General features: G+C 63.9%; 17 protein-coding genes. 7 read left to right on the forward strand and 10 right to left on the reverse strand.

Annotated elements, in window-relative coordinates:
• Positions 1-22: 22 nt before the first annotated feature.
• A complete protein-coding gene (locus RAC97_RS06235) occupies positions 23-226 on the forward strand; it encodes a twin transmembrane helix small protein (RefSeq protein WP_375098393.1) in 204 nt (67 codons plus the stop codon).
• Between the two features lie 45 nt (positions 227-271).
• Here the strand turns inward: RAC97_RS06235 and RAC97_RS06240 are convergent, their stop codons facing one another.
• Genes RAC97_RS06240 through coxB form a run of 4 tightly spaced genes read right to left on the reverse strand, consistent with a single transcriptional unit; the run spans position 272 to position 4497 of the window.
• Positions 272-1159: a cytochrome c oxidase subunit 3 gene (locus RAC97_RS06240; protein WP_375098394.1), complete on the reverse strand. Its 888-nt coding sequence runs from the start codon at positions 1157-1159 to the stop codon at positions 272-274.
• 16 nt (positions 1160-1175) lie between these two features.
• Entirely contained in the window at positions 1176-1742 is a 567-nt protein-coding gene (locus RAC97_RS06245; RefSeq protein ID WP_375098395.1) for a cytochrome c oxidase assembly protein, read from the reverse strand.
• Positions 1743-1754: 12 nt separating this feature from the next.
• Positions 1755-3347, reverse strand: coding sequence for a cytochrome c oxidase subunit I (gene ctaD, locus RAC97_RS06250; RefSeq protein ID WP_375098396.1), 1593 nt, complete (start codon positions 3345-3347; stop codon positions 1755-1757).
• A gap of 22 nt (positions 3348-3369) precedes the next feature.
• A complete protein-coding gene (gene coxB, locus RAC97_RS06255) occupies positions 3370-4497 on the reverse strand; it encodes a cytochrome c oxidase subunit II (protein ID WP_375098397.1) in 1128 nt (375 codons plus the stop codon).
• Positions 4498-5030: 533 nt separating this feature from the next.
• Here coxB and RAC97_RS06260 point away from each other — a divergent pair.
• From RAC97_RS06260 to RAC97_RS06275, 4 genes are all read left to right on the forward strand, one after another.
• Positions 5031-5672, forward strand: a complete 642-nt coding sequence (locus tag RAC97_RS06260) for a hypothetical protein (RefSeq protein WP_375098398.1) — start codon at positions 5031-5033, stop codon at positions 5670-5672.
• Positions 5673-5788: 116 nt separating this feature from the next.
• Positions 5789-7123, forward strand: coding sequence for a CHASE2 domain-containing protein (locus tag RAC97_RS06265; RefSeq protein WP_375098399.1), 1335 nt, complete (start codon positions 5789-5791; stop codon positions 7121-7123).
• A 34-nt stretch (positions 7124-7157) separates the two neighbouring features.
• Positions 7158-7520: a hypothetical protein gene (locus RAC97_RS06270; protein ID WP_375098400.1), complete on the forward strand. Its 363-nt coding sequence runs from the start codon at positions 7158-7160 to the stop codon at positions 7518-7520.
• A gap of 11 nt (positions 7521-7531) precedes the next feature.
• The gene (locus RAC97_RS06275; RefSeq protein WP_375098574.1) at positions 7532-9115 is read left to right on the forward strand and encodes a M48 family metallopeptidase; all 1584 of its coding nucleotides are present in this window, start codon (positions 7532-7534) and stop codon (positions 9113-9115) included.
• Positions 9116-9137: 22 nt separating this feature from the next.
• Here the strand turns inward: RAC97_RS06275 and RAC97_RS06280 are convergent, their stop codons facing one another.
• From RAC97_RS06280 to prlC, 5 genes are all read right to left on the reverse strand, one after another.
• Positions 9138-10658 (reverse strand): SulP family inorganic anion transporter, encoded by a 1521-nt coding sequence (locus RAC97_RS06280; protein ID WP_375098401.1) that lies wholly within the window; start codon positions 10656-10658, stop codon positions 9138-9140.
• A 192-nt stretch (positions 10659-10850) separates the two neighbouring features.
• A complete protein-coding gene (locus RAC97_RS06285) occupies positions 10851-11570 on the reverse strand; it encodes a carbonic anhydrase (RefSeq protein WP_375098402.1) in 720 nt (239 codons plus the stop codon).
• Positions 11571-11942: 372 nt separating this feature from the next.
• Positions 11943-12998 (reverse strand): PA0069 family radical SAM protein, encoded by a 1056-nt coding sequence (locus RAC97_RS06290; RefSeq protein ID WP_375098403.1) that lies wholly within the window; start codon positions 12996-12998, stop codon positions 11943-11945.
• Positions 12999-13085: 87 nt separating this feature from the next.
• Entirely contained in the window at positions 13086-13370 is a 285-nt protein-coding gene (locus RAC97_RS06295; protein ID WP_375098404.1) for a YheV family putative zinc ribbon protein, read from the reverse strand.
• A complete protein-coding gene (gene prlC / locus RAC97_RS06300; RefSeq protein ID WP_375098405.1) occupies positions 13367-15418 on the reverse strand; it encodes an oligopeptidase A in 2052 nt (683 codons plus the stop codon). The genes RAC97_RS06295 and prlC overlap by 4 nt, the downstream gene beginning before the upstream one ends.
• A gap of 103 nt (positions 15419-15521) precedes the next feature.
• Between prlC and RAC97_RS06305 the strand changes: the two genes are divergently transcribed.
• Both RAC97_RS06305 and RAC97_RS06310 read left to right on the forward strand, forming a co-directional pair.
• Positions 15522-16067, forward strand: coding sequence for a gamma carbonic anhydrase family protein (locus RAC97_RS06305; protein ID WP_375098406.1), 546 nt, complete (start codon positions 15522-15524; stop codon positions 16065-16067).
• A gap of 106 nt (positions 16068-16173) precedes the next feature.
• Positions 16174-16824 carry an HAD family hydrolase gene (locus RAC97_RS06310; RefSeq protein WP_375098407.1) on the forward strand — a complete coding sequence of 217 codons (651 nt, stop codon included), beginning with the start codon at positions 16174-16176 and terminating at the stop codon, positions 16822-16824.
• A 27-nt stretch (positions 16825-16851) separates the two neighbouring features.
• Here the strand turns inward: RAC97_RS06310 and RAC97_RS06315 are convergent, their stop codons facing one another.
• Positions 16852-17931 carry an aminopeptidase gene (locus tag RAC97_RS06315; RefSeq protein WP_375098408.1) on the reverse strand — a complete coding sequence of 360 codons (1080 nt, stop codon included), beginning with the start codon at positions 17929-17931 and terminating at the stop codon, positions 16852-16854.
• Positions 17932-17972 lie beyond the last annotated feature (41 nt).

Genomic DNA, 17972 nt, shown 5'->3' on the forward strand with positions numbered 1-17972 from the left:
GCATCCCCCCTGGAGTCTCGCCATGCTCAAGGCCGCGATCGTCCTGATGCTGCTGGCTACCATCGCTAGCCTGTTCAGCGGGCTGGTGTTCCTGGTCAAGGACGACGATCAGTCGACCCGGCTGCTCAAGGCCCTTACCGTGCGTGTCACCCTGGCGGCCCTGACAGTCGGGCTGGTGGCCTGGGGCTTTCTCAGTGGGCAGTTGGTTTCGCACGCACCGTTTTGAAAGTTGCCACCGAACCCTGTGGGAGCGGGTTCGGTGTTGTTGCTCCTAAAGCACGTACACGAAAATGAACAACCCCACCCACACCACGTCCACGAAGTGCCAGTACCAACTGGCGGCCTCGAAACCGAAGTGCTTGTCGGGCTCGAAATGCCCGCGCAAAACCCGCACGAACATCACGATCAGAATCAACGTACCCAGCGTCACATGCGCACCATGGAAGCCGGTGAGCATGAAGAAGGTCGCGCCGTAGATCCCCGAGCCCAGAGTCAGACCCAGGTGCACGTAGGCCTCGTAGTACTCGTAGGCCTGCAACGCCAGGAACGCCAGGCCTAGCAGGATGGTCAGCCCCAGCCACAGCTTCAACTGGCCGCGGTGGCCCTTGCGCAGCCCATGGTGGGCAATGGTGATGGTCACGCTGGAACTCACCAGCAGGATGGTGTTGATCAGCGGCAGGTGCCACGGGTTGATGATGTCCTTCGGCGGCGGGAACAGTTTCGGGTCGGGGGTGTGCAGCAGCGGCCAGACATACTCGAAGTTCGGCCACAGCATGTTGCTCACGCCCTTGTCGCCCTCCCCGCCCAGCCACGGCCCGGCCAGCACCCGCACATAGAACAGCGCCCCGAAGAAGGCCATGAAGAACATCACCTCGGAAAAGATGAACCAGCTCATGCCCCAGCGGAACGAGCGGTCCATCTGCGCGCTGTACAGCCCCGCGTGGCTTTCCTTGACCACCGCCCCGAACCAGCCGAACAGCATGTAGGCCAGGAACAGCCCGCCGACGAAGAAGATCAGCGGCCCGTGCGATTCCGGGTGGCCAGCCTTGAGGTCGTTGAACCAGGTGCCCAGGCCATACACCGTGACGAACAGGCCGATGGTGGCGATGATCGGCCACTTGCTTTGCGCCGGTACGTAGTAGTGCTCGTGACTTGCCATTGCTGTTCTCCTTCCCTTAGCGGGCGCCCTGGACGTCCTGGCCCGCGAGGTGCGCGACCGGTGGATGGCGAGCGGTGATGTCGAACAAGGTGTAGGCCAGTGTCAGGTGCTTCACGCCCGCCGGCAGGTCGCGGTCGACGATGAAGCGCACCGGCATTTCGATGCGCTCGCCCGGTTGCAGCACCTGCTGGGTAAAGCAGAAACACTCGGTCTTGTGAAAGTACGCCGCAGCCTCCGCCGGGGTGATACTGGGCACCGCCTGGGCGCTCATGGGCCGGTTGGTCGGGTTGTGGGCGATGAACACCATCTGGTTCACCGCGCCAGGGTTCACTTCCAACTGATCGGCGGTGGAGTAGAAGTCCCAGACCATGTCGCTGGCATTGGTCGACATGAACTGCACCCGCACCGAGCGCGAGGGGTCCATCACCTGGCTACCCTCGTACTGCCCGCCGGTCTTGCCGTTGATGCCGAAGGCCCGGCACATCACGTCGTAGATTGGCACCAGGGCGAAGCCAAAGGCGAACATCACCACCGTGAGCATCAGCAGGCGCAACACCAGGCGCTTGAGCGGCAGGCTTTGCATGGCACCGGCCTCCTACTTCACTTCCGGCGGCGTCTGGAAGGTGTGGTAAGGCGCCGGCGAAGGCACCGACCACTCCAGCCCGTCGGCGCCATCCCAAGGCTTGGCCGGGGCAGGCGCGCCACCACGGATGCACTTGATGACGATGAACAGGAACAGGATCTGCGTCGCACCGAAGGTGAACGCGCCGATCGACGAGACCATGTTGAAGTCGGCGAACTGCAGGTTGTAGTCCGGAATCCGCCGCGGCATGCCCGCCAGCCCTACGAAGTGCATGGGGAAGAAGGCCAGGTTCATGCCCACGAACGACAGCCAGAAATGCAGCTTGCCCAGGGTTTCGTCGTACATGTGCCCCGTCCATTTCGGCAGCCAGTAGTAGGCCGAGGCAAAGATGCCGAAGATCGCCCCCGGCACCAGCACGTAGTGGAAATGGGCAACCACGAAATAGGTGTCGTGGTACTGGAAGTCCGCCGGGGCGATGGCCAGCATCAACCCGGAGAAGCCGCCGATGGTAAACAGGATGACGAAGGCGATGGCGAACAGCATCGGCGCCTCGAACGTCATCGCGCCCTGCCACATGGTGCTGACCCAGTTGAACACCTTCACCCCCGTGGGCACGGCGATCAGCATGGTGGCGTACATGAAGAACAACTCGCCCACCACCGGGATGCCGACCACGAACATGTGGTGGGCCCAGACGATGAACGACAGGAAGGCGATGGCGCCGGTGGCGTACACCATCGAGGTGTAGCCGAACAATGGCTTGCGCGAGAACGCCGGAATGATCGAGCTGACCGCGCCGAAGGCCGGCAGGATCATGATGTACACCTCGGGGTGGCCGAAGAACCAGAACACATGCTGGAACAGCACCGGGTCGCCACCGCCGGCGGCGCTGAAGAAGCTGGTGCCGAAGTGGATGTCCATCAGCATCATGGTCACCACGCCCGCCAGCACCGGCATCACGGCAATCAGCAGGAAGGCGGTGATCAGCCAGGTCCAGACGAACAACGGCATCTTCATCAGGGTCATGCCGGGGGCGCGCAAATTGAGGATGGTGGCGATCACGTTGATCGCGCCCATGATCGAGCTGATACCCATCAGGTGGATGGCGAAGATGAAGAAGGTCACGCTGGCCGGGGCGTAGGTGGTCGAGAGCGGGGCATAGAAGGTCCAGCCGAAGTTCGGCCCGCCGCCGGGGCTGAAGAGCGTCGAGACCAGCAGCAGGAAGGCGGCCGGCAACAGCCAGAAGCTGAAGTTGTTCATGCGCGGCAGGGCCATGTCTGGGGCGCCGATCATCAGCGGGATCATCCAGTTGGCCAGGCCGACGAAGGCCGGCATCACTGCGCCGAACACCATGATCAGGCCGTGCATGGTGGTCATCTGGTTGAAGAATTCCGGCTCGACGATCTGCAGGCCGGGCTGGAACAGCTCGGCGCGGATCACCATGGCGAACGAGCCGCCAAGCAGGAACATCGCGAAGCTGAACCACAGGTACATCGTGCCGATGTCCTTGTGGTTGGTGGTCAGCACCCAGCGCATCAGGCCTTTGGCCGGGCCGTGGGCGTGGTCATGGCCGGCATGACCGTGGTCGTCGATCACTGCACTCATGTCCTGTCTCCTGATGTCCGGGTCATTGGCCTTCGGCCTGCTTGAGCGCCAGTACGTCCTTCGGCGTGACCATGTCGCCCTTGTTGTTGCCCCAGGCGTTGCGCTCGTAGGTCACCACCGCGGCGATATCGACTTCCGAAAGTTGCTTGCCGAACGCCGCCATCGAGGTGCCTGGCTTGCCATGGAAGACGATGCCCAGGTGCGCCTCTATCGGCCCGGTGGCGATCTTCGAGCCTTTGAGCGCAGGGAACATCGGCGGCAGGCCCTGGCCTTCGGCCTGGTGACAGGCCACGCAGGTGGTGTGGTAGACCTTGTCGCCACGCTCGACCAGCTCTTCGAGGGTCCACTCCTTGCTGGTCAGCTCCTTGAGCTTGGCGGCCTCGGCCTTGCGCTCGGCGAGCCAGGTGTCGTAGTCGGCCTTGGACTTTACCTCCACCACCACGGGCATGAAGCCGTGGTCCTTGCCGCATAGCTCGGTGCACTGGCCACGGTAGATGCCGGGCTTCTCGACCCGCGTCCAGGCCTCGTTGACGAAGCCTGGGATGGCATCACGCTTGACCGCGAAGGCCGGCACCCACCAGGAGTGAATGACGTCGGCAGCCGTGACCAGGAATCGCACCTTGGCGCCGACCGGCAGCACCAGCGGCTGGTCGACCTCGAGCAGGTAGTGTTCGTCTTTGGGCGCCTGGTTGCGCACCTGCGCGGCGGGCGTGGCCAGGTTGCTGAAGAACTCCACGTCCTGGCCCAGGTACTTGTAGTGCCACTTCCACTGGTAGCCGGTGACCTGGATGTCGATGTCCGACTCGCTGGCATCGTAGATGTCGATCAGCGTCTTGGTCGCGGGGATAGCCATGACCACGAGGATCAGGAAAGGGACCACCGTCCAGAGGATTTCCACCCAGGTGTGCTCGTGGAAATGCGCAGGCTCCTGGCCTGCGGCGCGCCGATGGATGACCATCGACCAGAACATCGCGCCGAACACCACGACGCCGATGACCACGCAGATCCAGAAGATGGTCATGTGCAGGTCGAACACGGCATGGGAGACTTCCGTCGCCCCTGGTGACATGTTGACGGTCCAAGCAGCGTTTGCCTGTCCAACCATCGACCACAGCAGGAGGCCCATCCAGACATGTGGATGTCGCATCATTGCGGGTTCCCCTTATCGTTCTTGTTGTCCCGGAGGCGTGGACGACCTTACGACATGTGGCCTGTACGGCGGATTCGCGTACTCAAATTCGAGTGCCAGGGCTTGTCAGGCAAGGCGCCATGACGAGTCGTAGCCAGCTACGGCGAGGAGTGGCAACGCAGCCTGCCAAGTCCTGGCGCCGAAGTTGAGTGCGCGAGCCACACAGGCCACCCAGGGAGGGAACGGCGGCCAAGACTGCCTGGCTTCGACGACCGAGCCCCCTGCACAGGCAGTCGGGCCTCATCAACGAATCACGTTTCAACCGGAGTATAGACACCGACTAATGGCGCGCAACGACGTCCATGAAATGAACTTCACCAAATTCCGCAAGCGGCTGAAAGGTTTGAGCTTGAGCGGTCGGGGCACAACGATGGCACATTGATATAACTCTTCGAAGTAAGTGCCTTCGGGTTATAACAAATGCGTCTTAGGCACTTCGGGAAGCGAGCTAACTTAGTGTCTTCCGTTTGTAACGCCTTGTCCCTGGAGTTGTCATGAACATCGCTGCTGTACGCGAGCAGATTGCCCAAGCCCACCAACACGAAAAAACGACCGGTCAACTAAAGACCCGCCTCGAACAACAATTGCCTCACCTGCACCCAACGATCCAACTCCCCCAGCAGGACGCCCAGGGAACCTTGACGCGCTTCGTCAGCGCCTACATCGATGAAGTGCCGGAGCTGCTCGAGGCCGCCCACGCGGTCGCCCGCGAAGCTGGCATCGAGTCGCAGATCAAACCGGTGCTGAAGATCGCCGAGGCCTACTTCCTGCAGCCGCCCGAGCTCATGCAAGGTCATGTCGGCCTGGACTGCCTGCTGGATGAAGCCTATCTCGCGCATCGCCTGGTAGAGGAGGTCAACGACCTGTACATCCGGCATTTCCAGCAACCGTTGATCCCCGTGGACACCACCGTGGCCAACCTGATCGCCCACCAGTTGATCGGCGAAACCTTCGCCAACCAGTTGGATGAAGTGGTGCACCACTCGGTGGATGAGATGCTCGACGACGAGAGCTTTGCCGTGGAGTCGGTGGAAGCCTACCGCGAGACCCTGAGCAGCCCTGCGACCGGCGAAGCCTGGAAGCGTTGGCCGTGCCTGTCGCGTCAATTGGGCGTTGAGCTGGGCCGCTCGGCCTGATGCACATGCGTGAAGCAGGGGCTGCCACAGCGCCCCTGCCGATTTCGCACGCTCGGTGCTTTCTTATCTCCGGAAGATGATGTCAAAATGCCTCTAGTCATACGCCTGAGGCAAGGATGCTCAAGTTCTCGCGTTTTTCACCACGCCAACTGCTGTTCACAATCGTCGTCGCAGGCATTGCGCTGCTGGACCCGTTCGGCATTTCCAGCTCCACCGACGAAGCCTCGGCCACCTGGCTCAACCGCCTGCTTGCCGGCAACTATTCCGATGCTGGCCAGCAGCAAGTGGTGGTGATCCTCCTCGACGACGCCTACCTGCTGCGCAACCAGACCTACTGGCCAATGCCCTACAACGAGCAGGCAAAACTGTTCAAGCGCCTGCTGGCCTACAAGCCGCAAGCCGTGTTCGCCGACCTCCTGTATACCCACGACCATTCCCGCAACCTTCCAGGGCAGACGCCGGGCACGCAAAGCCAGCTGCTGGCCAACGTCTTCGAACGCTACCAGCGCCAAGGCATCCCGCTGTTCCTGGCCAACAACGGCCATGCCGCCGGCGATGGTTCGGTCAACACCCTGGCGCGCTTCGCGCAGGTCAGTACACCAGCGCTGGTGAGTTGGAGCGGCCACGGCAGCCAGTACCCCTTGGCCACGCAGACCGGCCTGGGGCTGATGGAGACTCCGGCCTTGAGGCTGTACCGCGAATATTGCCGCACGCGGGCGTGTACGCCATTGCCGCCTGACGCCGCCGCAGCAGCGCAGGAGCCAGACATTGCCGTGCAATGGGGCCTGCACCCCCACCCCTTGCAGCCCCAAGCCTCGGACATCGTCTGCAAGCTGCCGGGCCTGGGCAGGCAATTGATGCAGGCGGTGTTCTGGAAGTTCGACAAGGACGATGGCCCATCGAACTGCACCTACACCCTGACCATTCCCGCCAGCGCCCTGGAAGTCACCGAAAGCGAAGACCGGCAGCTGCTACGCCAGATGCTGGAGGGCAAGCTGGTGCTGGTCGGCGCGAAGATCACCGGGACCGGCGATATCACCTTGTCGCCCCTGTACGGCAATGTGCCCGGCGTCTATCTGCATGCCATGGCGCTGGATAACCTGGTCACCTGGGGCATGGACTACTACCGCTCCATGCCGACCCTGGGCGAGGTCGGCTTCGTCGGCAAGATCGACCTGCTGGACTGCTTCGAGCTGGCCCTGCTGGCGCTTATCGCCCACCTCAAAGGCACGCTCGACGCCCCCCTGTTCACCCGTTCGCTGATGAAACAGCAGCGCCGGCCGCGCAGCGCACCGCTGGCGTCCTGGGTGCTGGTGACAGGCCTGCTGGCTTTACTCAGTGCCGGGCTATGGCTGTTCAACTACACGCCGGCCAACGTGTTCGGCCTGCTGCTGCTTTCCCTCACCCTGTTCAGCACCCGCTTGCAGGCCCTATTCACCCCCAGGGCCTGAACCTCTCGGAATTTTCGACTCAAGGAGCTTAGAGATGCGCACGATTTCCCTTTTCCTGCTGTCGGCACTGTTCAGCCACAGCCTGCTGGCGGCCCCCATGGTCGAAGCCTTCCTCGCCGACCCGCTGGAAGTGCTGGATGAACACGGCAAGCTGCAACGCGATGTGGCCCGCGCCAGCCTGCCCCAGCAACCAATACCGGTGCTGGACTACAACAAAGAGCAAGACCTGGTGCAGCTCGAGCTGGCCGGTCAGAAAGTCTGGGTCGACACCCTGCAGGTACGGGTGAACCCGCCGCTCAACGTGGTGAAGCTGCCTTGCCAGAAACTGCCGAACAACCTGTCGGACGATCACAAGAACAACGCCACCATCGGCTTCGGCTCCGGGTGCAAGAAGTGAGCGGCGGCACCGTGAAAGGCCTGGTCGTGGCCCTGGCGATCGCTTCAGCGGCCCTGCTCAGCGGCTGCCAGACCGTCAGCGGCGCCAATGACGCCCTGATGAACCTGGTCGGTCCTTCCACTCAGTCGCGCCTGGATGGCCGCTACTTCGAGCATGCCGATGTGCGCCAGTACTACCGTCTCGACGCGCAGCGCATCGGCCAGCAACGTCTGAGCTTCGATGGCCGCACGCTGCCGGCCAACGAGATCCGCCAGGAGAACCTGGTGCGCATTCCCCAGCTGGAAAGCTACCTGCAAGGCATCGTCACGCGCCTGGCCAAAGGTTGGCCCGGCGAGCTGCCGACGTTGCAGGTCCGTATCGTCGACACCTACGCCTTCGGCCCGTCGGCCGACCCCTACGGCAACCTGTTCGTGCCGCTGGGGATGATCGACAACGTCGAAAGCGAAGACGAGATCGCCGCCATGCTCGGCCACGAGATGAGCCACGTGCTGCTGAGGCACCACGACCGCCTCGCGGCATTCCAGCAACAGAAGGCTTTGATGGGCAACGTGGCTACCACGCTGGTGGTGGCGGCGGTGGTTCGCGGCACGCAGGTGGAGCGCAGCGCAGATACCCTGAAATTCATCAGCAAGGACCCGCTCGGCACCCAGAAAACCATTGGCGACACGCTGCTCTACACCTCGCTGGCCAACAGTTTTTCGGACAACATCTGGAGCACCGCCTGGGGGCGCTCGCAGGAAGACCAGGCCGACCTGCTCGGCACTGACCTGATGATCCGCGCAGGCTATGCCCCACGGGCCTCCAGCGTCAGCCTGCAGCGCCTGAACGACTTCCAGGGGCAACAAAAGCCGTTGCTGGCGAGTTTCCTCAAGGAACGCCAGAGCGCCATGCAGGCCTCGCTGCAACAGTTCAACGTCAAGCAGTTCAACCAGGAGCTGAACACCCTGCTCAACCAAGGGGTGAACACCGCAATCGCTTCCACCAGCGAGTACTTCAAGCGCTCGCACATGTCGCCGCTGCAACGCGACGAAGACCTGCGCCAGTACCTGCAACGCGAATACCGCGAACAGAGCCGTGCGCGGGTAGACCGCCGGAGCTGGCCGCAGGTACGCGACGCGGTAGCCGTGCGCCAGGCGCTGCAAGGCTACAAGGACGCCTACGCAGCCTTGGCGGCACTGGAACAGAAGCAGCACCGCGAAGCCGCCGAGTTCATCAAACGCGCGCTGGCCTCACCGGTGGCCAACCAGCCCGGCGTGCGCCGCGCCGCCATCAACCTCCACCTCGCCCGGGGTGACGGCCGCGCCGCAGCGGCGGAGCTTGCAGCCATCCAGGACTGGTCGCTGGCAGGGCCATCGGTCTACGACCTGATGATCGGCTACCACCTCAAGCAGCGCGATCCGAAAGCGGCGCTGGCGATGATCGAGCAGGCCGAGCGCAACCTGGGCTCAGAGGAGCTGTTCATCGCCGAGAAGCTGCTGGCCAACCAACAGCTCGAAGCCGACGCCCAGGTGGAGCAGGTCATGCGCAAGTGCCAGCAGTACCCCAACCGCAAGGAACAATGCCGCAAGCTGGCACCCAAGCTGGCCAAGGCCTGAGTACCCAGCCCGGGCGCTGCGCTCAGACCTGCACCGCTCGGCGCAACCGGCCCTCGATCCGGCGTTTGAGACCGCGCTGCTCGACCAACAGGCGCGAGCCATTGGCCCGGCTTGCGCGGCCCCAGTCTTCGAGCAACTCCAGCACCGAGTGATCGATATAGCTCAGGTTGCTCAACGGCACATGCAAGGTGGTGCCGGTCGGCACGCTGTCCAACGCCTGGGTCAGAGCCGGCACCTTGAGAAAGGTGGCCGCGCCGCTCAGGCGCAGTTCCATGTGTCCGGGCTTGTCCAGGTCCACCAGGTTGATCTTCAGCCGTGCGGCCTTGAACGCCAGTTTCAGCAAAGTCAGGGCGAAGCCCAGCAGCACACCGGTAAGCAGGTCGGTGAAGATGATCGCCAGCGCGGTGGCTGCGTAGGTGAACACCGGCATGCGCCCATAACGGCCGAGGCTGCGCAGGGCCTTGAAGTCGACCAGCTTCACCCCGGTGAACACCAGCACGCCAGCCAGGCTCGCCACCGGGATCTGCTGCAACACACTGCTCAGCGCAACCACGAACGCCAGCAGCCACAGGCCATGGAGAATCGCCGAGCAGCGGGTTTGTGCCCCGGCCTGGACGTTGGCCGAGCTGCGCACGATCACCCCGGTCATCGGCAGCGCGCCGAGTATGCCGCAGAGCATGTTGCCGACACCCTGGGCGGACAATTCACGGTCGAAGTCCGAACGCTGGCCATTGTGCATGCGGTCTACCGCCGCAGCTGAAAGCAGCGTCTCGGCGCTGGCGATGAAGGCCAGGGCGAGGGCGGCGACCAGCAGGGTGGGGTCGGCGAGCGCAAGCAAGTCGTCCGGGCGCAGCCAGTCGATGGCCTCGGAAAGGTCAGCCGGCACCTGCACGCGGTTCACCGGCAACGCCAACCAGATGCTCAAGGCCGTCATCGCCGCGACACCCAGTAACGCACCCGGCACGAAGCGCAGCCGCTGCGGCTTGAAGCGCTCCCAGCCCCACATCAACGCGATGGTGCCAAGGCCCAGGGCGCCGGCCTGCCAGGCCTGGCTTTGCTGGGGCAGTGCCGAGGCCAGGGTGGCCGGGAAGGCCAGTAGGTTATCCATACCCGATGGCTGGGGCGCCGTGTCGAACATCACGTGCACTTGCGACAGCACGATCAACACGCCGATACCGGCCAGCATGCCGTACACCACCGCAGGCGCGGTGACGCGGAACCAGCAGCCCAGGCGAAAACGCCCCGCCAAAAGTTGCAACAGGCCCGCCAGCAGCAGAATCGGCCCGAGCATGGCCATGCCGTGCTGGCGCACCAGCTCGAACACCAGCACCGCCAGGCCCGCCGCAGGTCCGCTGACTTGTAGCGGCGAGCCCGCCAGAAAGCCCACCACGATACCGCCGATGATCCCAGTGATAAGCCCCTTGGCCGGGGGCATGCCGGAGGCGATCGCAATGCCCATGCACAACGGCAAGGCCACCAGGAAGACCACCACCGATGCCAGTAACTCTCGCGGCAAAGCCGCTCTGATCTGTGTCGTATTCACCGTAACACTCCTTTTCTATCGCTCGGCCATTCCTCTGGCCGAGGGCACGGGGGTTCCCTGAATCGCGCGCAGGCGCGGGCCGCCAGCGGGTTTGCCGGCAGGGCAGACAGGGAAATTCAAGGCAGCCGAAGACCGCGCCGCGCCTCTAGGGGCGCAGCCGGCTATTCAAGTTCTTTCGGGTGCTAGGGTCGCTTAGTAGCGGCCTCTCGGAGTAGCGCTGGGCACCGGCTCACCGGCAGTCAGCGGCAGGAAGCGGTCGGTGGCGGCATCGTAGGCTTCGATGCGGCTGGTCTCGATGTCGTACAGCCAGCCGTGGATGTACAGCTGGCCAGCTGCCAGGCGCGAGGCCACCGAAGGGTGGGTGCGCAGGTGATGCAGCTGGGCGATGACGTTTTCCTTGGTCAGCACCTGCATGCTCTCGTGCTCGGTGTCGCAGGAGCAGTTGTTCTCGACCACGGTACGCGCCACTTCGGCGTGGCGCAGCCAGGCAGAAACGGTCGGCATCTTGGTCAGGGACTGTGGGTTGAGCACCGCACGCATCGCACCACAATCGGAGTGGCCGCACACGATGATGTGGTGCACGCCCAAGGCCAGCACGGCGTACTCGATGGCACTGGAAACACCGCCGTTCATCTGGCCGTAGGGCGGTACCACGTTGCCGACGTTACGGGTCACGAACAGATCGCCCGGCGAACTTTGGGTAATCAGCTCGGGGACGATGCGCGAGTCGGCGCAAGTGATGAACATGGCGCGCGGCTTCTGCGCGGTAGCGAGCTTCTTGAACAGCTCTTGCTGCTCGGGGAAGACGTCATGGTGAAACTTCAGGAAGCCGTCGACGATGTGCTTCAGGGCGACATCGGCGCTCTCGGCAGGAACGTCCGGAGCGGGCTTGGATGGGTCCTTGACGGGCATGATTCATCCTCTTGACGGTTTGTAGGTAGGGTCCATATTACCGGGGAAAGATTCTGGCTATGCGGAGAATTAGATGACACGCACAGGCCATTAATCACAGTCGCTGCTGACTGATTTCCTACGCTACGGGAGAAAACTTAACTGAAACTGAATTCGAAGGCTCTAGAACGGGCGTTCCAGGAAATTCAGGTGGGTGCTCGATAATAGCAAAAAAGCATCAATCGCCAATACCCCAGAATGAAATTATTGGCTTGTATGAGCGACGTTTGGGGTATGGCATCGCTTTCAGGGACGACGCAATTTCGTGTAGGAGCGGGCTGGCCCGCTCCTACAGCGGCCGATCGACCAGCCTGCAAGGCGCAACCGCTTCTGTCAGAACAACCCCATCTGCCGCCCCGGCGGGCAAAACGCCGTACAGTCCAGCGCCAGCGACTCGCGCCCCTCGAAGCCCAAACGTCGCATGGCCTTGGCGAAACGCTGGGCCAGCAGTTCGGCGAACACGCCTTCGCCGCGCATGCGGGCGCCGAAGCGACTGTCGTACAGCTCGCCACTGCGGCTCTGGCGGATCAGGCTCAGCACATGGGTGGCGCGCTGCGGGTGGTGGTCGTGCAGCCATTGCTCGAACAATGGCGCCACTTCCAGCGGCAGGCGCAGCAGCATGTACGCCGCGCTCTGCGCGCCGGCCGCTTTCGCCGCTTCCAGCAGGCGCTCAAGTTCGTTGTCGTTGACCATCGGGATCATCGGCGAACACAGCACCCCCACGGGTACACCGGCCTCGCGCAACACACGGATGGCGCGCAAACGCGCCTTGGGCGCCGCTGCGCGGGGTTCGAGGGTGCGCTTGAGCTCGTCGTCCAAGGTGGTGAGGCTGATCATCACCCGCACCAAGCGCTGGCTCGCCAGCTCCGCCAGCAGGTCGAGGTCGCGCAGCACCAGCGAACCCTTGGTGACGATGGTGACCGGGTGACGGTAGCGCAGCAGCACTTCGAGCAGGCGCCGGGTCAGGCGCTGCTCGCGTTCGATGGGCTGGTAGGGGTCGGTGTTGGAGCCCAGGTTGATCGGCGCGCACGTGTAGCCCGGTTTGCTCAACTGCTGCTCGAGCACTTCGGCGGCGTTGGTCTTGGCGATCAGCTTGGTTTCGAAGTCCAGGCCGGGGGAGAGGTCCCAGTAGGCGTGGCTGGGGCGCGCGTAGCAGTAAATGCAGCCGTGCTCGCAGCCGCGGTAGGGGTTGATGGCGCGGTCGAAGGGCAGGTCAGGGGAGGTGTTGCGGCTGATGATGGTCTTGGCCAGCTCTACCCGCACTTCGGTGCCTTGGGTGGGCGGGACTTCCTGGTACCAGCCGTCGTCCTCCACCACCGAGCGGCTTGGGGCGAAGCGGTTGTGCGGGTTGGTGGCGGTGCCACGGCCGCGCAGGGAGGTTGGCGTCATGATGAGAAAACCCGAATTACTGTATGCGCATACAGTAATTCGGGTTTCTCGTTTCGACCAGTGCCGGTGGGCGGAATTACCCCGCCGTCACTCAGGCTTTTTCAGCTTGGGGTTGGGGAAGAACTGCACCGCCTGCACCTTGACCGGCGTCGCCGCCGCCTTCGGCGCCAGCTGGTTGACCCGCGTGCCCAGTTCCTTGGGCACCGACAGCCCCTGCTCGTTGAGCGTGTCGGTGAAACCGCAGGCCACGCACTCACGGTGCGGCACGTCGTCTTCGCTCCACATCATCAGTTTGTCGGGCTCGCTGCATGCCGGGCATACCGCCCCGGCGATGAAGCGCTTCTTGGTCTTGTTCACAACCACCTCGCTCATGCTGCCGCGTCCTCGCTCAACCCACTATGGCGCAGCAACGCGTCGATGGACGGCTCGCGGCCACGGAAGTCGACGAACAGCACCATCGGCTCGCGGGAACCGCCCCGGGCCAGGACCGCTTCACGGAACGCGCGACCGGTCTCGGGGTTGAGCACGCCTTCTTCCTCGAAGCGCGAAAAGGCATCGGCCGACAGCACTTCCGCCCATTTGTAGCTGTAGTAACCGGCCGCATAACCGCCAGCGAAGATGTGCGCGAAGCTGTTGGGGAAGCGGTTGTACGCGGGCGGACGCATCACCGACACCTCGTCGCGTACCCCTTCGAGCACCTGCAGCACGCTGCGGCCATCGCCATGGGTGGCGTGCAGCTCGAAGTCGAACAGCGAGAACTCCAGCTGACGCACCATCATCATGCCGGACTGGAAGTTCTTCGCCGCCAGCATCTTGTCGAGCAGGTCCTGGGGCAGTGGCTCGCCGGTCTCGTAGTGGCCGGAGATCAGCGCCAGGCCTTCGGGCTCCCAGCACCAGTTCTCCATGAACTGGCTCGGCAGCTCCACCGCGTCCCAGGCCACGCCGTTGATGCCGGAAACGCCGGCATGGTCGATGCGGGTCAGCAGGTGGTGCAGGCCGTGGCCGAACTCGTGGAACAGGGTGGTCACTTCGTCATGGGTCAGCAGCGCAGGCTTGCCGGGGGCTGCCGGAGTGAAGTTGCACACCAGGTTGGCCACCGGGCTTTGCAGGCTGCCAGAGGCAGTGCGGCGACGATCGCGGGCGCCGTCCATCCAGGCGCCGCCACGTTTGTTGGCGCGGGCGTAGAGGTCGAAGAAGAAGCGCCCCACATGCTGGCCGTTTTCCTTGATCTCGAACAGGCGCACGTCAGGGTGCCAGGCGTCGAAGCCCTTGAGCTCGGCGATTTCGATGCCGTACAGGCGCTGCACGATGGTGAACAGGCCGGACAGCACCTTGTCGACCGGGAAGTACGCGCGCAGGGTTTCCTGAGACACACTGTAGCGCTGCTCGCGCAGCTTCTCGCCGAAGTAGCCGGCGTCCCAGCTGGCCAGCTCAGGGGTGCCCTGCTCGGCAGCATAGGCCTTGAGCTGCTCCAGGTCCTGAGCGGCGAACGGCTTGGAACGCTTGGCCAGGTCACGCAGGAAGCTCAGTACCTGGTCGCTGGACTCGGCCATCTTGGTGGCCAGGCTCAGCTCGGCGAAGTTCGCGTAGCCCAGCAGTTTGGCCAGCTCCTGGCGCAGGTCGAGGATTTCCGCCATGACCGGGCCGTTGTCGAACTGGCCGGCGTGGGCACCCTGGTCGGAGGCGCGAGTGCAGTAGGCGGCGTAGAGCTCTTCACGCAGGGCGCGGTCGGTGGCGTAGGTCATCACCGCGTAGTAGCTGGGGAATTCCAGGGTAATCAGCCAGCCCTCGAGGCCCTTGGCCTGCGCGGCGGCGGCCATTTGCGCCTTGGCCGAGTCGGTCAGGCCGGCCAGAGCCGCTTCGTCGGTGATGTGCTTGGTCCAGGCCTGGGTGGCGTCGAGCAATTGGTTGGAGAAGCGGCTGCCCAGCTCGCTCAGGCGGCTCTGCACTTCGGCATAGCGCTGCTGCTGGTCGGCTGGCAGGTCGATACCCGACAAACGGAAGTCTCGCAGGGCGTGGTCGAGAATGGTTTTCTGCGCCACGTCGAAACTGGCGGCTTCCGGGCCGTTGGCCAGGGCCTGGTAGGCCTCGAACAGCGCACGGTTCTGCCCCAGCTCGGTGGAATAGGCGCTCAGCGCCGGCAGGCACGACTCGTAGGCCTCGCGCAGCTCCTTGCTGTTGCACACCGCATTGAGGTGGCTGACCGGGCTCCAGGCGGCGCCCAGGCGGTCGTTGAGTTCGTCCATGGCCAGCACCAGGCCAGCCCAGGTGGGGTTCCTGCCCTGCTGCTCGAGGATATCGGCGATGGCCTTGCGGTTGTCGGCCAGGATCTGCTCGATGGCCGGCAGTACGTGTTCGGCACGGATCGCCGAGAAGGGCGGCAGATCGTAAGACTGCAGAAGTGGATTGTTCGCACTCACGGTTTGGATACCTTGGCAGGAGGAAACACTCGCCCATCTTAATTACAATCGACGCCGACCGCAGCAGGCAGCCTGCCTATCGGCATTCAAGAGGGGCGCTATCATGGCCATCCGAACCTTCCAGCAACACACGCCAAGCCTTGGGCCGCGGGCCTTCGTCGACCGTTCGGCGGTGGTCCTGGGCGACGTGCAGATCGGCGAGGACAGCTCGGTCTGGCCGTTGACCGTGATCCGCGGCGACATGCACCGCATCCGCATCGGCGCACGCACCAGCGTGCAGGACGCCTGCGTGCTGCACATCACCCACGCCGGGCCTTTCAACCCGGACGGCTTCCCGCTGATCATCGGCGACGAGGTGACCATCGGCCACAAAGTGATGCTGCACGGCTGCACCCTGGGCAACCGCATCCTGGTCGGCATGGGCAGCACCATCATGGACGGCGCCATCGTCGAGGACGAGGTGATCATCGGCGCCGGCAGCCTGGTGCCGCCGGGCAAACGCCTGGAGAGCGGCTACCTGTACGTCGGCAGCCCGGTGAAGCAGGCCCGGCAGCTGACCGACAAGGAGCGCGCGTTCTTCCCCTACAGCGCGGCGAACTACGTGAAGCTCAAGGACCAGCACCTGGCCGAAGGCTACGACCAACCTTGATGGCCCATTCGCGGGCAAGCCCGTTCCTGCAGCGTCCGCACTGATCTCTGTAGGAGCGGGCTCGCCCGCGAAGAGGTCCCCGAAATACTCGAGTGGGCTCCATACCATGCACCATCAGAACATCCTCTTCGACCTCGACGGCACCCTGACCGACCCGCGTCTGGGCATCACCCGTTCGATCCAGTACGCCCTGGCCAAGCTGGGCATCGACGAGCCGGACCTTGCGCGCCTGGAGCACTTCATCGGCCCGCCGCTGTTGCAGCAGTTCATGCACGCCTATGGGTTCGACGAGGCCAGGGCCTGGGAGGCGGTGAACTTCTATCGCGAGCGCTTCCGGGTCACCGGCCTATACGAGAACCTGGTATTCGAAGGCGTGCCGCAACTGTTGGAAACCCTCAGCGGCCAGGGCCGCACACTGTACGTAGCCACCTCCAAGCCCTGGGAATTCGCCCGCGAGATCGCCCGGCATTTCGCTTTCGACCACCACTTCAAGGTGATCTATGGCAGCGAGCTGGATGGCACCCGTACCAACAAGGTCGAGTTGATTCGCCACCTGCTGGACGAAGAAGGGCTGGACCCGGCGCAGACGCTGATGATCGGCGACCGCAAGCACGACCTGATCGGCGCGCGCAGCAATGGCTTGCAGGCGGTGGCGGTGGGGTATGGATTCGGCAGCCGCGAAGAGCTCGCGGCCGAGGCGCCGGCGTTTCATTTCGAAACCGTCGCCGAGTTGCAAGCGGCGTTCGCCAGGGGCTAGCGATGGGCAAGGGGCTGCGTTGCAGCCCTATAGGTGCGTTGCCCACTTCAGCATCTGGGCCTTGCGCTGCTGCGCAGGCAATCGTCCCAGCGCCTCGACTCGCTCATAGAACCGCGCCCAATCCCCATCGACCGCTCGGAACAACCCCACGAACGCCGGCACCCACTGGTCATAAAGCCCGAACGGCAGCAGCTTGGCATTGCTCATCGGCCCATATACCCAGGCATCGAAACGCCGGTCACCAGCCCAGGCGCCATCGCGCAGCACCCGGTACTCCTGGCGCATGCGCTCGAACTGCGCCTGCTTGGCCGCCCGCTTGCCTGCGTCATCCAACGGCCCGGCATAGATCGCCTGCAACCGCTGGCGGGTATCCAGCACCAGCTGGGTGAACTGCTCGCGCTGCTGCGTACGTTCCTGTGCAAGCGGGGGCAGCCCGCGCGCCATGCGCCATTGGCGTGTGCCCTCCTGCTCGACGAAGGTGGCAAAGGACTCGTTGAATTCGGTGTCGTCCTGTACATAGAACCGCTGGTGGGCCAGCTCGTGGAAGATCAGCGAGGCCAGGCGCTCGTCCCCCCAGCCGACCATCGAAGACAGGATCGGGTCGTCGAACCAGCCCAGGGTCGAGTAGGCCTCGACGCCGCCCACGTACACCTCCAGCCCTTGCTCACGCAGCAAGGCTGCCGCCCCACGCGCGGCGCCCTGGCGGTAATAGCCGCGGTAGGCGACACATCCGGCGACGGGAAAACAATGGGTCACAGGGTCCAGCGAAAGCTCGGGCGTGGCGAACACGTTCCACACCACGTACGGACGACCCAGGTCGGCGTAGACCCGGTAGCTGCCGTTATCCGGCAGTTTCAGCTGCTCGCTGGCGAAAGTCCGGGCCTGTTCGGCATGGGCAAGACGCTCACGCAGCCTGGGCTCGGTGGTGGGGTCTTGCAGCAAATGCGCGACCGGCTGACGCGCCCGCAACAGCTGCCATTGCCCTTCAGCCAACTGGCCGTAGTAGCCAATGCCGGAGCAACCGCTCAGCAGAAGCGCGGCCAACACGGGAACCAAGCGCCCCCGAACGTGGTCGAGAGCCCCACGGAAAAGAAAAAGTCGAAGCATCGCAGGCTGTCTGTCTCGCTCATGGCCGGTGCGTTCCAAGA

The sequence above is a fragment of the Pseudomonas sp. LS_2 genome (assembly GCF_042709235.1).
In the GTDB taxonomy this organism is placed as follows: domain Bacteria; phylum Pseudomonadota; class Gammaproteobacteria; order Pseudomonadales; family Pseudomonadaceae; genus Aquipseudomonas.

Excerpts from the sequence above, each read along its gene's own strand:
- RAC97_RS06235 (WP_375098393.1), top strand. The coding sequence starts at position 23 with ATGCTCAAGGCCGCGATCGTCCTGATGCTGCTGGCTACCATCGCTAGC.
- RAC97_RS06240 (WP_375098394.1), bottom strand. The coding sequence starts at position 1,159 with ATGGCAAGTCACGAGCACTACTACGTACCGGCGCAAAGCAAGTGGCCG.
- RAC97_RS06245 (WP_375098395.1), bottom strand. The coding sequence starts at position 1,742 with ATGCAAAGCCTGCCGCTCAAGCGCCTGGTGTTGCGCCTGCTGATGCTC.
- ctaD (WP_375098396.1), bottom strand. The coding sequence starts at position 3,347 with ATGAGTGCAGTGATCGACGACCACGGTCATGCCGGCCATGACCACGCC.
- coxB (WP_375098397.1), bottom strand. The coding sequence starts at position 4,497 with ATGATGCGACATCCACATGTCTGGATGGGCCTCCTGCTGTGGTCGATG.
- RAC97_RS06260 (WP_375098398.1), top strand. The coding sequence starts at position 5,031 with ATGAACATCGCTGCTGTACGCGAGCAGATTGCCCAAGCCCACCAACAC.
- RAC97_RS06265 (WP_375098399.1), top strand. The coding sequence starts at position 5,789 with ATGCTCAAGTTCTCGCGTTTTTCACCACGCCAACTGCTGTTCACAATC.
- RAC97_RS06270 (WP_375098400.1), top strand. The coding sequence starts at position 7,158 with ATGCGCACGATTTCCCTTTTCCTGCTGTCGGCACTGTTCAGCCACAGC.
- RAC97_RS06285 (WP_375098402.1), bottom strand. The coding sequence starts at position 11,570 with ATGCCCGTCAAGGACCCATCCAAGCCCGCTCCGGACGTTCCTGCCGAG.
- RAC97_RS06290 (WP_375098403.1), bottom strand. The coding sequence starts at position 12,998 with ATGACGCCAACCTCCCTGCGCGGCCGTGGCACCGCCACCAACCCGCAC.
- RAC97_RS06295 (WP_375098404.1), bottom strand. The coding sequence starts at position 13,370 with ATGAGCGAGGTGGTTGTGAACAAGACCAAGAAGCGCTTCATCGCCGGG.
- RAC97_RS06305 (WP_375098406.1), top strand. The coding sequence starts at position 15,522 with ATGGCCATCCGAACCTTCCAGCAACACACGCCAAGCCTTGGGCCGCGG.
- RAC97_RS06310 (WP_375098407.1), top strand. The coding sequence starts at position 16,174 with ATGCACCATCAGAACATCCTCTTCGACCTCGACGGCACCCTGACCGAC.
- RAC97_RS06315 (WP_375098408.1), bottom strand. The coding sequence starts at position 17,931 with ATGCTTCGACTTTTTCTTTTCCGTGGGGCTCTCGACCACGTTCGGGGG.